The sequence below is a fragment of the Pseudomonas sp. YQ_6 genome, assembly GCF_043103245.1.
GTDB lineage: Bacteria > Pseudomonadota > Gammaproteobacteria > Pseudomonadales > Pseudomonadaceae > Aquipseudomonas > Aquipseudomonas alloputida.
Map to the genome: position 1 here is coordinate 420,976 of NZ_JBICJR010000026.1, position 13,480 is coordinate 434,455.

Annotated in this window: 12 protein-coding genes and 1 pseudogene; 12 read left to right on the forward strand and 1 reads right to left on the reverse strand. The window is 62.1% G+C overall.

Annotated elements, in window-relative coordinates:
• Window positions 1-116 precede the first annotated feature (116 nt).
• Window positions 117-4,877 carry a DUF6543 domain-containing protein gene (locus tag ACF8FG_RS08155; RefSeq protein ID WP_318077956.1) on the forward strand — a complete coding sequence of 1,587 codons (4,761 nt, stop codon included), beginning with the start codon at window positions 117-119 and terminating at the stop codon, window positions 4,875-4,877.
• 18 nt (window positions 4,878-4,895) lie between these two features.
• Here ACF8FG_RS08155 and ACF8FG_RS08160 read toward each other — a convergent pair whose 3' ends face one another.
• Complete coding sequence (locus ACF8FG_RS08160; RefSeq protein ID WP_003249289.1) at window positions 4,896-5,171, reverse strand: polyhydroxyalkanoic acid system family protein; 276 nt, start codon at window positions 5,169-5,171, stop codon at window positions 4,896-4,898.
• Between the two features lie 124 nt (window positions 5,172-5,295).
• Between ACF8FG_RS08160 and ubiE the strand changes: the two genes are divergently transcribed.
• The 11 genes and pseudogenes from ubiE (at window position 5,296) to ACF8FG_RS08215 (ending at window position 13,361) form a co-directional block, all read left to right on the forward strand.
• On the forward strand, window positions 5,296-6,066 hold the full coding sequence (gene ubiE / locus ACF8FG_RS08165; protein ID WP_004576729.1) for a bifunctional demethylmenaquinone methyltransferase/2-methoxy-6-polyprenyl-1,4-benzoquinol methylase UbiE: 771 nt from the start codon (window positions 5,296-5,298) through the stop codon (window positions 6,064-6,066).
• Complete coding sequence (locus ACF8FG_RS08170; RefSeq protein WP_014592669.1) at window positions 6,066-6,689, forward strand: SCP2 domain-containing protein; 624 nt, start codon at window positions 6,066-6,068, stop codon at window positions 6,687-6,689. Before ubiE ends, ACF8FG_RS08170 begins: the two co-directional genes overlap by 1 nt.
• Window positions 6,686-8,308: a ubiquinone biosynthesis regulatory protein kinase UbiB gene (ubiB, locus tag ACF8FG_RS08175; protein WP_014592670.1), complete on the forward strand. Its 1,623-nt coding sequence runs from the start codon at window positions 6,686-6,688 to the stop codon at window positions 8,306-8,308. The genes ACF8FG_RS08170 and ubiB overlap by 4 nt, the downstream gene beginning before the upstream one ends.
• A 72-nt stretch (window positions 8,309-8,380) precedes the next feature.
• Window positions 8,381-8,773, forward strand: a complete 393-nt coding sequence (gene hisI / locus ACF8FG_RS08180; RefSeq protein WP_003249284.1) for a phosphoribosyl-AMP cyclohydrolase — start codon at window positions 8,381-8,383, stop codon at window positions 8,771-8,773.
• 1 nt (window position 8,774) lies between these two features.
• The gene (locus ACF8FG_RS08185) at window positions 8,775-9,110 is read left to right on the forward strand and encodes a phosphoribosyl-ATP diphosphatase (protein WP_003249283.1); all 336 of its coding nucleotides are present in this window, start codon (window positions 8,775-8,777) and stop codon (window positions 9,108-9,110) included.
• An 81-nt stretch (window positions 9,111-9,191) separates the two neighbouring features.
• Entirely contained in the window at window positions 9,192-9,464 is a 273-nt protein-coding gene (locus ACF8FG_RS08190) for a twin-arginine translocase TatA/TatE family subunit (RefSeq protein WP_010955575.1), read from the forward strand.
• 3 nt (window positions 9,465-9,467) lie between these two features.
• Window positions 9,468-9,854 carry a Sec-independent protein translocase protein TatB gene (gene tatB / locus ACF8FG_RS08195; protein ID WP_014592672.1) on the forward strand — a complete coding sequence of 129 codons (387 nt, stop codon included), beginning with the start codon at window positions 9,468-9,470 and terminating at the stop codon, window positions 9,852-9,854.
• Complete coding sequence (tatC, locus tag ACF8FG_RS08200) at window positions 9,851-10,639, forward strand: twin-arginine translocase subunit TatC (RefSeq protein ID WP_010955577.1); 789 nt, start codon at window positions 9,851-9,853, stop codon at window positions 10,637-10,639. The genes tatB and tatC overlap by 4 nt, the downstream gene beginning before the upstream one ends.
• Window positions 10,636-11,343, forward strand: a complete 708-nt coding sequence (locus ACF8FG_RS08205; protein ID WP_318079930.1) for a 16S rRNA (uracil(1498)-N(3))-methyltransferase — start codon at window positions 10,636-10,638, stop codon at window positions 11,341-11,343. The genes tatC and ACF8FG_RS08205 overlap by 4 nt, the downstream gene beginning before the upstream one ends.
• Window positions 11,344-11,561: 218 nt before the next feature.
• Window positions 11,562-12,506 (forward strand): annotated as a pseudogene (locus ACF8FG_RS08210) (methyl-accepting chemotaxis protein); the annotation flags it as partial.
• Window positions 12,507-12,647: 141 nt separating this feature from the next.
• Entirely contained in the window at window positions 12,648-13,361 is a 714-nt protein-coding gene (locus tag ACF8FG_RS08215) for a methyl-accepting chemotaxis protein (RefSeq protein WP_371924162.1), read from the forward strand.
• Window positions 13,362-13,480: the final 119 nt, after the last annotated feature.

A 13,480-nucleotide genomic window follows, 5' to 3' on the forward strand; every position in this document is an offset into this window, starting at 1 on the left:
GTAGGGAAGAAAATTAGAAACCTCACCCTAAGGTCGTCGTTGTCGCATCTATATACCGCAAGCCCCGTTGACCATCGCGCTAGCGTCGCAGGCTTCACCTCACGGACATCGACGCCATGACTGCTGTAGCAAACCCACCCAGGCTGACGTTCAAGCAAAGCGTGGCAGCCTGTTTCTCCAAACGACCCAGCGTGCGGGACGTTTTATCAAAAGAAGCATTCCAGATTTTCAACGACCGGTATCCATGGTTGCACCGCAACCACCCTCACATCACATCGCTCGATCCTTTCGTCATCCTGCATGCACCGGCCAGCACAGGTGATCTCCCACGTCAGAGCGGGTTGCTGGACGAGCTTCTCAGGCATTTTCTGGCCAAGGAACGTGCGCAACCAAGCGCCGCAGACAAGCTGAGCATCAGCCCGCCCCATGTGTTTAAAATTCAGGAGCAAGGCCAGGACAACATCCGCCAACCCGAAATCATCCCGGACCTGACGAAGCTCAACGATGACTTCGATACAGTGCTTGGCGCGTTGATACCCGCCTTCCAGCAAGCCCAGATCGGCTTCTGGAACGGACTCGACGAAGACAGCCAAGTCTCGCGCATGCTCTGGCTGGAACACACCATCAAGGCCGCATTACTCGAGAACCTCCCTCGTCAAGGCCTTGCAGATGATGAAAAAGCTGCAATGTACGCCCTGCTCGACGGGGTATTCGACAGCCTGGCTGTCGAGGCGATACAAGTCACGCTCGGAACGGATGGCGAGGCACGCACCGTCACCCTACCGGATCTGTTGCTCATCACTACAAGTGGCACCCGCAACCTGGTTCTGCAATGCAAGCCCTGCGGTTCGGTTCGTCGCCATGTCGACCTGCCCAGCTTTGCCACTGCGCTGCAACGGCAGCTAGCGCAACGCTATCGCTTCGAAGCGTTGTCCTGGGCGCACACACCGGTGATCGGACGCCCTTTCGCCTTCCAGGCCAGGCAACTGCTGAACGATATCCTTGACGACATCGGACACCTGCGTCTTGGTGGCCTGGCAACCGTCGACGAGCTAGAGCGACAACTGCGCCAGGTGAGCGACCCGTCAGCTTACTTCTTCGACCTGCCTTCGCAGGAACGAACCGCACCCGCTGTCAGCCCGCCGCGATGGCTGCTCAATGCCAGCGCTGAGGACCGCTACGCCTATCACACCGCACTGCTCGACCTGGCGGCGAACCAAGGTCAGTCGAACGGCTCGACATCGCTGGCGGATGTCGAAGATATCCGTCGCTACGCCGCTCGCCGTTTGCGCGAGCAACTGCAGGCCAGCCATCCAGACAAGGCGGTACACGACCCGGACAAAGTGCACATCCGCATCTCCCAGGCCATCATCGGCCCTGGCACGCAAGGGCAATCCCTGTTCCTGCACACGGTATCCCTGACCGACCTGGCGATCTCCCGCCTGCGCCTTGAGGCTGGCGAGGTGATGACCGGGCTCAGTTTCGAGGATGGCTCGCCCGTGAAGGACTGGCTAAGCATCGAGCAGATCAGGGCGCTGATTCATCAGGTCGATATCGGCGGTCACTACGCCACTTACCTGCAAGATCAAGTAAGAGCCGAACCGCGCAGGTCCCAACGAATCAGGCAACATGCCAGGGAGTGGCGTTACGCCCTTCGCTTCAGCACCCTGAAGGCCAAGATCGAGCGTCAGCTTAGCGAAACGGCAAGCCAGGCAATGCTAAGGTTCTGCCAGGGCATGGACAATGGCGCGGACCTTCTGCGCATCGCCCCCCTGGCGTTTCTTTGCGCACCTGGCGCTTCGGCAAGCGATGTGGCGCACGGGATGTTCATTATCGAAATACCGGCAAGCGGCAGCTGGGTCTTGTACCGCCCCTTCTATGTCGACAGGGCGTTGCAGGAGTTTCCGACCCTCGAATTGCTGATGGACGCAATCCGCCGCAGGGGCGAACTGCAAGAGAGCGTATTGGCCTGGCTCGACGATGACGCGCGTCCGATTTACCAGAACGACGGGTTCAAGCACCCGCACCTGCACCCGAACATTACCACGCTGACGCACCTGCTCAATGTGCCGGTCGAGCTGCTGGACGGTCTTTTGCAACGACTAATACGCCCGGTCCAGGCCTCGTTCCAGGCCTGGACGGATGATCTGGACACTCACCTGTTCAATGCCCGCATCGAGACCATGTTATTGGCCTCAGCCAGCAACAGCGTCTCCAATGCCCAGGAAGTGCGGGCTTTGGTGAAGGAGGCTGCCTGGGCGATCTTCAATACCGTCACCCAGCTTTGGCATGGCCCGATGACCACCCTGGTATGGCTGGTCGTGGCGCTGTCGGCGGCCAGGGAAGACGTGGAGGCGCTGATCAAGCGCAGCGGTGACGATAAGATCGTCGCCGCCATAGACCTGCTCACCAACATGGCCTTGCTCCTTGCCCACCGCCCCGCAACGCCACCTGCCAACAGCGAAGCGGCCGTTACGTTGCGTTTTTCAGGCCCTGCGCCGAAGGAAGAATCCCCGCCCCCAGCGCTCGAGCAGCCACAGGAGAAACCGTGGCAGGCCCCCGTCGAGGCGCAGCAGCCCACGCGCGCGCGTGTAGATGGCTGGCATGACGAGCAGCGCCTGAGCAACCTGTCAGTACAGGAGCGCCAGTCACTGGCACAGCTGCAAGCCTTGCAGCCACTGGAAGGGCACGCACCACTGGCAAGTGGCCGTTTGCGTGGGTTGTTCAATATCGCCGGCCGTTACTACGTCAAACTGGGCGATGGCGCCTATGAAGTCATCGAGACCTGGAACGGCATGCAGATCATCGGCCCCGAGCCGAGCAGCAGCGAATGGGTGTCCCAATGGGATGGCGCCCGGGACGGCTACCATATCGTTGGTCGTGAACGCCAAAAAGGCCCTTGGTTGACGCGCTGGAATGGCCAATGGACTTTGAATCTGAAACTCTCTGGCGGCATGCCAAGGAACAGGCAATCCATCAACGCTGAAAACCGCCAGCGGTTCGACACGTTGACTACAACCGCCGCGGCGAACCAACAAGAGCTGAATCAGATGGCGCCACTTATGGAACGCAGCCAAGTACAACTGCAGGCTTATGACGACCTCGCTCTGGAATACAGCCTGGCTGTCGATGCACTACCTGCACATGAGCGTGCTACACCGCCGCCAGCATTGCAGCTTCAGAAGCAGGCACTCAAAGCCCAGCGCCTGCGCCACTTGCCGGAAATCAGGGCATCCGCACTCTACCTGGAACGGCAGAGCACGCTACTGCATGGGAATATCGAAGTATTCAAGGAGATGGCCGAACCACGATTCAGCAAATTCGACACCCGTGCCCCGAGTCGACGCCGATACGGCAATTGGTACGGTGCAGCCATCGAAAACGATATGCTGCTGTGCCGCCGCTTGCTGGAACAGGTCGACCACCAGGCACTGAGCGCACAGTCCATCGGGCTGCCCCGCGTTCCAGAGACTGCCGAGCAGATACAGCAATACCTCGATTATCGCGAACGGGTCCGCGATTCTAGCCACGCCAGCCGCCGCCTGCTTGTCGTCAGCCAGCGGCTGGACCGGACCCTGGCGGAAGCACTGCAGGACCCCAAGATCGATTTTCCCAATAAAGCCACGAAACTCGCCCAGACCATTCGACGCAGGACGTATTCGACACTGGTCATTCGGGCCCAGCTACTCAGTGACCTGGCCTACCTCGCCGTGGACAAGACCCGGCTCTCTGCGGACACGGCCGAGCATTTGCTTGCGATGCGCGCGCCGCTCAGCGGCATCGAATTTAGCCGAACGGTTTGGAGCCACGACGGGCTGGCAGCCACCGAAGAGACGGCCCAGGTCAAAGCCGAACTGCTTGAGGATATCCTTCAGAAATACCGTACCGTGCTGGATCGCGCCCAATACATGAGGACACTGGACTCGCCTGCGCTGGTCGCTGACGTGCTGGACGAATACATACGCGAACTGTCCACCATTACCCAGATCACGGAGCAGCAACTGAGCGCGACCTTGACCAACCTCGACAGCGGCATCAGTCCCCCCTCGCCAGCGTCCTATCATCGCCCCGCAACGATCAGGCGCCGGGTCATCCGTGTTGACCGAGGTCGACCGCTGCTGGTGGAAATCGACCAAATGGGCAACCGGGCCATCCAGCGCAGTGCATTCAACCAGGAGCCTGCGGGCAGTTTCGCGCAACGCGACGGGGTGTGGCATGCCGTGCCTGAGCAAGCGCGGCCCACCCAACGTGACCGGGCCCAGGTGCGCCAACGAGCGAACCGCCTGCTGGCAGAGGTGGATGGGAAAATTGCCTTCGCCGCGCACTATGCCGATGAGCCCAACAGCCTGGCCGACTTTCTGGAATGGCCAGCAGGTGACATGCGCGAAGTGCAGCAGCAACTGACCGCGCTGAACAATCCACTGGATTCCAGCTTGGTCGACCTCCTTCGGGCAGCGGTAGACCGCATCCATCACGAAAGGCTTCGGCTGCTCACCGACGCGTATCTGAACACCCGCCATCCCGACGGCAAGGCCCTTCGCTTCCTGGCTGAGCAGAAGCGGATTCGGATCAGGCAGACCGTGATTCGCCGGCAGCTACGTCACGCCAATGATTACCTCGACGTCTACGAGATTCGCGATGTGCAAGCGCCACAGCGGTTACTGTGGGAGGCGCATTTTCACTATCCCAGCCTCGAAGCGAGAGGGCATGACTTCGTCAAGGGCCACCTCAAGTTCTGGGATGCAGGCGTAAGGGGCCGCAAGGCCATGCTCGAGCAGGCCGCAGACGCACACGAGCGCATCGCGATCTACCGCGGCGATCTGCACCTAGAGCAGGTAATTGGCATCATTCCTTTCCCGACGGACGCGCCGCAGTAGCCAGAGAGCGGCGCCGGCTCAGGCCAGGGCCTTGTCCAGCGCCCGCTCGATTTCACCCTTGATGGTGCCGCTCATCATCGACAGCATCATGCCCAGCTTCAATTCGACGCGGATGCTGTCGTCGCCAATGTGCACGCTGCCATTGGCGCCACTGCGCGCAACGTCCACGCGGTCGCCGTTCCAGGTGGCCTTGAGGTCGTACTCGCGGCTGAGCTTGTCGACCAGCGCTTCGGCCTTGGCGCGGGCGGCATCACGGCCGAGGGAGTGTTTGCGTTCGACGCTGATCTGGGTCATGCGGGCGTTCCTGAAGATGTAGACATAATGAGCATTATGCCCGCCCCTGCCCACTGGCACACCCCGCCAAGACAAATCCGCCCGTTCGCCCTAGAATGGCGGTAATTTTTTTCGGTGAAGCGATATGAACGACCAGCGCAAAGGCGACCACGCCGAACCCACCACCCATTTCGGCTATCAGGACGTGCCTGAAAGCCAGAAAGCGAAGAAAGTCGCCGAAGTGTTCCACTCGGTGGCAGCCAAATACGACCTGATGAACGACGTGCTTTCCGGCGGCATGCACCGCCTGTGGAAGCGCTTTACCATCGAGCTGTCGGGCGTGCGCAGCGGCAACCGCGTGCTGGACATCGCCGGCGGTACCGGTGACCTGGCGGCCAAGTTCTCCCGTCTTGTCGGGCCGACCGGGCAAGTGGTGCTGGCCGACATCAACGATTCGATGCTCAAGGTTGGCCGAGACCGCCTGCTTGACCGTGGCGTGGCCGGCAACATCGAGTTCGTCCAGGCCGACGCTGAAAAGCTGCCGTTCCCGGACAACCACTTCGACTGCGTGACCATCGCTTTCGGCCTGCGCAACGTCACCCACAAGGACGCCGCCATCCGTTCGATGCTGCGCGTGCTCAAGCCCGGTGGCCGCCTGTTGATCCTGGAGTTCTCCAAGCCGACCAACAAGCTGATGTCCAAGGCCTACGACGCCTACTCGTTCGCCTTCATGCCGCTGGCTGGCAAGCTGATCACCAATGACGCCGAGAGCTACCGTTACCTGGCCGAGTCGATCCGCATGCACCCTGACCAGGAAACCCTGAAGAGCATGATGGTCGAGGCCGGTTTCGACCGCGTCACCTACCACAACATGACCAGCGGCATCGTTGCCGTGCACCGGGGAATCAAACCCTGATGTTGCTGGCCGGGCTGCTCGCCAGCGTCGAACATGGCCTGAACCGCATCCTGCGCCTGGACAGCACGGCCCTGCCGCGGCTGGCCGCGCTGGAAGGCAAGGTCATCGAAATCGACTGCCGCCAACCGGCCCTGCAGGTGTTCATCCTGCCCGATGAGCAGGGCCTGATGCTCGCCGCCCATTGGCAGGGCGAGGTCGACTGCAGCCTGCGCGCCCCCGCCGGTAGCCTGGCGCAACTGGCCCTGGCCAAGGACAAGACCGCCGTGCTGCACAGCCCGCAGGTCGAACTGCACGGCGACAGCGCCGTACTGCTCGACCTGTTCGGTGTGCTGCAGGACCTGGAGCTGGACTGGGAGCACGAGCTGCAACGCTGGCTTGGCCCGGTCGCCACGGCAATGCTGGCCGGTCATATCCGCCTGCGCGCTCGCTGGACTCGCCAAGGCCTGGCACGTTTCAGCCAGAACCTGTCCGAGTACCTGGCCGAAGAATCCCGTACCCTGGTCGGCAAGCGCGAGGCCGAAGCCGCCTTCAGCGAGCTCGATGCCTTGAAGCTTGATACAGAACGCCTCGAAGCGCGCCTCAGGCGCCTGTCCCGATCCCTTGATACCAGCGATAACGCATGAAGCTGCTCGCCGTCCGACGTCTTTTTCGCATCCAGCGTGTGGTGATCCGCTACCGCCTCGATGACCTGCTGTTCGACCAACCCTTGCTGCCCTGGTGGCTGGCCAGCCTGCGCCTGTTGATGCCGTGGCGCTGGCTGCCACGCAAGCCCACCGAACTCAGCCGTGGCGCGCGCCTGCGCCTGGCACTGCAGGACCTGGGGCCGATCTTCATCAAGTTCGGCCAGCTGCTGTCCACCCGCCGCGATCTCCTGCCCCCCGACATCGCCGACGAGTTGATGCTGTTGCAGGACCGTGTGCCACCGTTCGACCCAAAACAAGCCGTGGCCTTGATTGAGGAACAGCTCGGTGCGAAGGTCGGCGAGGTGTTCAGCCGCTTCGACGTCGAGCCACTGGCCTCGGCCTCGGTGGCCCAGGTGCACGCCGCACGCCTTAAAACCGGCGAAGAGGTGGTGGTCAAGGTGGTGCGCCCGGGCCTGAAGCCGGTCATCGCCCAAGACCTGGCCTGGCTGTTCCTGATCGCCAAGGCCGCCGAACGCGCCTCGGCGGATGCCCGTCGCCTGCACCCGGTGGAAATCGTCGGCGATTACGAAAAAACCATCTACGACGAGCTCGACCTGCTGCGCGAGGCTGCCAACGCCAGCCAGCTGCGGCGCAACTTCGAAGACTCCGAGCTGATGTACGTGCCCCAGGTGTACTGGGATCTGTGCCGCCCCAAGGTGCTGGTGATGGAGCGCATCTACGGCGTACCGGTGACCGACATGGCCACCTTGGCCGACCAGCGCACCGACATGAAGCTGCTGGCCGAGCGCGGCGTGGAAGTGTTCTTCACCCAGGTGTTCCGCGACAGCTTCTTCCATGCCGACATGCACCCCGGCAACATCTTCGTCAGCACGGTCAAACCGTGGAGCCCGCAGTACATTGCCATCGACTGCGGCATCGTCGGCAGCCTCACCGCCGAGGACCAGGACTACCTGGCGCGCAACCTGTTTGCCTTCTTCAAGCGTGACTACCGCCGCGTGGCGCAGTTGCACATCGACTCGGGCTGGGTGCCGGCAAACACCAAGGTCAACGAGTTCGAAGCAGCGATACGCACCGTTTGCGAGCCGATCTTCGAGAAACCGTTAAAAGATATTTCCTTCGGGCAGGTACTGATGCGCCTGTTCCAGACTGCACGGCGCTTCAACATGGAAGTGCAGCCACAGCTGGTATTGCTGCAGAAAACCCTGCTCAACATCGAAGGCCTGGGCCGTCAGCTGTACCCCGACCTGGACCTGTGGAGCACCGCCAAGCCGTACCTCGAACGCTGGATGCGCGACCGCTATAGCCCCAAGGCCGTGTTCGGCAACCTGCACAGTCAGGTAGAGCAACTGCCGCACCTGGCTGGCATGACCCGCGACCTGCTCGAACGCCTGTCGCAGCCTCACCTGCACAATCCACAATTGCCGGAACGGCGCCGCCAGGGCGACCGCTGGGCGCTGCGCCTGCTGGGCGCCGGTCTGCTCGGCGGTGGCGCAGTCTTGGCCGCAGGCGCTGCCGAAACCGCCAGCCTGGCCGCCCCGGCCGCCTGGCCCGCCTGGCTGATGCTGGCTGCGGGCCTTTACCTGATCGTGCGCCAATAGCCAGCCGCGCCTGTGGCTGGCACACTAGCGCAAAGGGCCCGGCACAGGAGCGGGCCCGCTTTGGAGTCGACGATGAAAGACTGGCTGGACGAGATCAAGTGGAACAGCGATGGCCTGGTACCGGCGATCGCCCAGGACCACAAGACCGGACGCGTGCTGATGATGGCCTGGATGAACCGTGAATCGCTGGCCCTGACCGCCGCCGAGCAGCGTGCCATCTACTGGTCGCGTTCGCGTGGCAAGCTGTGGCGCAAAGGCGAGGAATCCGGGCATGTGCAAAAACTGCATGAGTTGCGCCTGGACTGTGACGCCGACGTGATCATCCTGATGGTCGAGCAACTGGGCCATATCGCCTGCCATACCGGTCGTGAAAGCTGCTTCTACCGCGTCTATGAAGACGGCCAGTGGAAAATCGTCGACCCGGTTCTGAAGGACCCGGATGCTATCTACAGCGCAGGACACTGACATGAGCGACACCCTCAACCGCCTGGCCGAAGTGCTTGAAGAACGCAAGCAAGCGGCGCCTGACAGCTCTTACGTGGCCAGCCTGTACCACAAGGGCCTGAACAAGATCCTTGAAAAACTCGGCGAAGAGTCGGTCGAAACGATCATTGCGGCCAAGGATGCCCAGATCAGCAAGGATTACAGCGATGTCATCTACGAAACCGCCGACCTGTGGTTTCATAGCCTGGTGATGCTCAGCGCGCTGGGCCAGCATCCGCAAGCCGTGCTGGATGAACTGGAACGCCGCTTCGGGCTTTCCGGGCATGATGAAAAGGCCGCACGCCAGCCATCTGCCTGATGTTTTATCGGGGACGCCCGCTCCCACAGGCGCCGGGTTGCCACATCGATATGCTGTACACACAATTTTCAGGAGTACGAAATGGGTATCTTTGACTGGAAACACTGGATCGTCCTGCTGGTCGTCGTGGTCCTGGTGTTCGGCACCAAGAAGCTGAAGAACTTCGGCAGCGACCTGGGCGAGTCGATCAAGGGCTTCCGCAAGGCCATGAACGAAGAAGAGACCAAGCCGGCCGAGCAGACTCCGCCGCCTGCGCAGCCTGTGCCACCGGTGCAAAACACCGCGCAGCCGCAGCAAGGCCACACCATCGAAGGCCAGGCCCACCCGGTCCAAGAGCCGCAGCGGAAAGACTGACCCATGTTCGGCATGAGTTTCAGCGAGCTGCTGCTCGTCGGCCTGGTCGCCCTGCTGGTGCTCGGCCCCGAGCGCCTGCCGGGTGCCGCGCGCACGGCAGGGCTGTGGATCGGCCGGCTCAAACGCAGCTTCAACAGCATCAAGATGGAAGTGGAGCGCGAAATAGGCGCCGACGACATCCGCCGCCAACTGCATAACGAGCACATCCTGCAGATGGAAGAGGAAGCCAAGCGTATCCTCAACCCAATGACGCCACCCGCGCAGCCGCCGGTCACCACGGCCAGCGTGCAGCCACCTGCCGGGCTCGAAGCCAAGCCGGTCGAAGCACCCGCTGCCCCGGCCGCACCGTCTGAACCGCCTCAACCGCCTCAACCGCCGCGAGCCCCATGAGCGAGAACCCGGAACACGACCAGCCAATGCCGCTGGTTTCGCACCTGACCGAACTGCGCACCCGCCTGCTGCGCTGCGTTGCCGTCATTTTCCTGATCTTTGCCGGGCTGTTCTCCTTCGCCCAGCAGATCTACACACTGGTTTCCGCGCCACTGCGCGAGCACTTGCCGGCCAATGCAACGATGATCGCCACCGATGTGGCCTCGCCGTTCCTCACGCCGTTCAAGCTGACCATGATCGTCTCGCTGTTCCTGGCCATCCCGTTCATCCTTCAGCAGATCTGGGGTTTTATCGCGCCAGGGCTGTACCGCCATGAAAAGCGCATCGCCATTCCACTGTTGGTGTCGAGCATCTTCTTGTTCTATGCCGGCATGGCCTTCGCCTATTTCCTGGTATTCCCGCTGATCTTCGGTTTCTTCGCCAGCGCTACACCAGAAGGCGTTTCGATGATGACCGACATCGCAAGCTACCTCGACTTCGTGATGACGCTGTTCTTCGCCTTTGGCGTGGCCTTCGAAATCCCAGTGGCGGTGGTGCTGCTGGTGTGGATCGGCGTGGTCGACGTGAAGTATCTGAAGAAAGTCCGCCCGTATGTGATCATCGGCTGCTTCGTGGTCGGCATGGTCCTCACCCCACCGGACATCTTCTCCCAGACCCTGCTGGCCGTGCCCATGTGGCTGCTGTTCGAGATCGGCGTGCTGTGCGGCAGCCTGATCCGCAAGCGCAGCGCCCACGACGAAACCGCCGACGACCATAACGACCAGCCACCAGCGACCCAACCGTGAACCTGTTGCTTCTTGAAGAGGCCGACTTCGTCTCGGCCAACCGCGTCGTTCTTGCTGATCGGCGCTTCACCCATATGCAGGAAATCCACCGCGTGGCAGTGGGCGACAACCTGCGCGTGGGCCGTATCAACGGCCTGATGGGCAGGGCCACGGTGCTGCGCCTGGAAAAGCACGAAGCCGAACTTGAAGTGGCCTTCGACCAGCAGCCACCGGCCAAGCTGCCGCTGACCCTGGTGCTGGCGGTGCCTCGGCCAAAAATGCTGCGACGGCTGTTCCAGACCGTGGCCACGCTGGGCGTGCCGCGGCTGATCCTGCTGAACAGCTACAAGGTCGAGAAAAGCTTCTGGCAAACGCCCTTTCTGCAGCCCGACACCATTCGCGAGAACCTGATCCTGGGCCTGGAACAGGCGCGCGACACCGTGCTGCCCGAGGTGATCATCGAAAAGCGCTTCAAGCCTTTTGTCGAAGACCGCCTGCCCACCATCGCCGCTGGCACCCTAGGCCTGGTCGGCCACCCCGGCCCTTACCCAGCCTGTCCGCGCGCCGTAGAACAAGCCGTTACCCTGGCAATTGGCCCCGAGGGTGGCTGGATCCCCTACGAGATCGACCTGCTGGGCAAGGCAGGCCTGGCGCCGGTACAGCTGGGTGATCGCATCTTGCGGGTGGAGACCGCCGTCACCGCGCTGCTTTCGCGTATTTTCTGACACAAACACCCCTTCTTCGCCCATCAAGTTTCCCTCTCACGGGCCGATGGCCTTGGCAACAATACAATTATTTGTGCTGCCAAGCCGCCGGGGAGTCGAACATGTATCAATGGTTAGCCCAATCGCTGGGCAATGTGAGCGTCAATCGCAAACTGGGGCTGGGTTTCGGCCTGGTGCTGCTGTTGACCTTGGCGATTACCCTGACCGGCTGGCACGGCATGGACAGCATCATCGACCGTGGCGACAAACTGGGAAACATCTCTGTCATCCAGCAATACACCCAGGAATTGCGCATCGCCCGCCAGCAGTATGATCGCCGCCGCGACGACGCTTCGCTGGCAGAACTGGAAAAAGCCCTGAGCAACCTTGACCGCCAGGTGCAGCTGATGCTTGGCCAGATCGAACAGCCCGCCGACCGCCAACGCCTCGAACAGCAACGCGAGGCAGTGCGCACCTACCAGCAGGCATTCAACGAGCTTAAGCAAGCCGACCAACGCCGCGAAGCCAGCCGTGATGTACTGGGGAGCAGCGCCGATAAAGCCGTGGAGTTGATAGGCCACGTACAGCGTAGCCTGCTGCAAGGCGCAAACATCAACCAGTACCAGTACGCGGTGGACGTCAGCGCCCTGCTGCAACAAGCGCGTTTCCAGGTGCGTGGCTACACCTACAGCGGCAATGCCGATTACCAGCAAACGGCACTAAAAGCCATCGACCAGGCCTTGGCCGAGCTGCGTGCACTGCCGGCCAAAGTGCCAGCCGAACATGCTGCCAGCCTGGATGATGCCGCCACGGCCATGGGCGGCTACCGCGATGCGGTGACCCAGTTCGGCAATGCCCAGTTGGCCAGCGAGCAAGCGCTGCAACGCATGGTTGAACAAGGCACTGTACTGCTGCAGGCCAGCCAGATGATGACCACCTCGCAAACCGAGGTGCGCGATGCCGCTGCCGCGCAGGCCAAAACACTGCTCACAGCTGCCACCGTGCTGGCACTGGCCCTTGGCCTGCTGGCCGCCTGGGCCATTACCCGGCAAATCATCATCCCGCTGCGCCAAACACTGCGCGCCGCAGAGCGAGTGGCCAGTGGAGACCTGACCCAGAGCCTGCAGGTACAACGCCGCGACGAATTGGGCCAATTGCAGGCCAGCATGCATCGCATGACCCAAGGTTTGCGTGAACTGATCGGCGGCATTGGCGACGGCGTCACGCAGATCGCCAGCGCTGCCGAGGAGCTGTCGGCGGTGACAGAACAGACCAGCGCCGGGGTCAACAACCAGAAGGTCGAAACCGACCAGGTGGCGACTGCGATGAACCAGATGACTGCCACCGTGCACGAAGTGGCACGCAATGCCGAACAGGCTTCGGAAGCCGCCTTGATGGCCGACCAGCAGGCCCGCGAGGGTGATCGCGTGGTGGGCGAGGCAGTGGCACAGATCGAGCGCCTGGCCAGCGAAGTGGTCAACTCCAGCGAAGCGATGAACCTGCTCAAGGCCGAAAGCGACAAGATCGGCAGCGTACTCGACGTAATCAAATCGGTGGCCCAGCAAACCAACCTTCTGGCCCTCAACGCGGCAATCGAAGCCGCCCGCGCCGGTGAGGCCGGGCGTGGCTTTGCCGTGGTTGCCGACGAAGTGCGCAGCTTGGCCCAACGCACACAGCAGTCGACCGAAGAGATCGAAGAGTTGATTGCCGGCCTGCAAAGCGGCACCCAACGGGTGGCCAGCGTGATGGACAACAGCCGCCAACTGACCGACAGCAGCGTCGAGCTGACCCGCCGCGCCGGCAGCTCGCTGGAAACCATCACCCGCACGGTGTCGTCGATCCAGGCGATGAACCAGCAGATTGCCACGGCGGCCGAGGAGCAGACGGCGGTGGCCGAGGAGATCAACCGCAGCGTGATGAATGTGCGTGATATTTCCGACCAGACCTCGGCGGCCAGTGAGGAGACCGCCAGCTCCAGCATAGAACTGGCGCGGTTGGGTACCCATTTGCAAGGGTTGGTTGGGCGGTTCAGGCTGTGATCTGAACGAGCGGTCGCCCGGTCGGGCCTCTTCGCGGGTAAAACCCGCTCCTACACATGCACAGGCCGTCGTAGGAGCGGGTTTACCCGCGAATGGGCCGGCCCTGCTGGCCAATCTCC

Bases quoted from the DNA above. Each gene is read 5' to 3' on its own strand.
- ACF8FG_RS08155 (WP_318077956.1), top strand. From the start codon at position 117: ATGACTGCTGTAGCAAACCCACCCAGGCTGACGTTCAAGCAAAGCGTG.
- ACF8FG_RS08160 (WP_003249289.1), bottom strand. From the start codon at position 5,171: ATGACCCAGATCAGCGTCGAACGCAAACACTCCCTCGGCCGTGATGCC.
- ubiE (WP_004576729.1), top strand. From the start codon at position 5,296: ATGAACGACCAGCGCAAAGGCGACCACGCCGAACCCACCACCCATTTC.
- ACF8FG_RS08170 (WP_014592669.1), top strand. From the start codon at position 6,066: ATGTTGCTGGCCGGGCTGCTCGCCAGCGTCGAACATGGCCTGAACCGC.
- ubiB (WP_014592670.1), top strand. From the start codon at position 6,686: ATGAAGCTGCTCGCCGTCCGACGTCTTTTTCGCATCCAGCGTGTGGTG.
- hisI (WP_003249284.1), top strand. From the start codon at position 8,381: ATGAAAGACTGGCTGGACGAGATCAAGTGGAACAGCGATGGCCTGGTA.
- ACF8FG_RS08185 (WP_003249283.1), top strand. From the start codon at position 8,775: ATGAGCGACACCCTCAACCGCCTGGCCGAAGTGCTTGAAGAACGCAAG.
- ACF8FG_RS08190 (WP_010955575.1), top strand. From the start codon at position 9,192: ATGGGTATCTTTGACTGGAAACACTGGATCGTCCTGCTGGTCGTCGTG.
- tatB (WP_014592672.1), top strand. From the start codon at position 9,468: ATGTTCGGCATGAGTTTCAGCGAGCTGCTGCTCGTCGGCCTGGTCGCC.
- tatC (WP_010955577.1), top strand. From the start codon at position 9,851: ATGAGCGAGAACCCGGAACACGACCAGCCAATGCCGCTGGTTTCGCAC.
- ACF8FG_RS08215 (WP_371924162.1), top strand. From the start codon at position 12,648: ATGAACCAGATGACTGCCACCGTGCACGAAGTGGCACGCAATGCCGAA.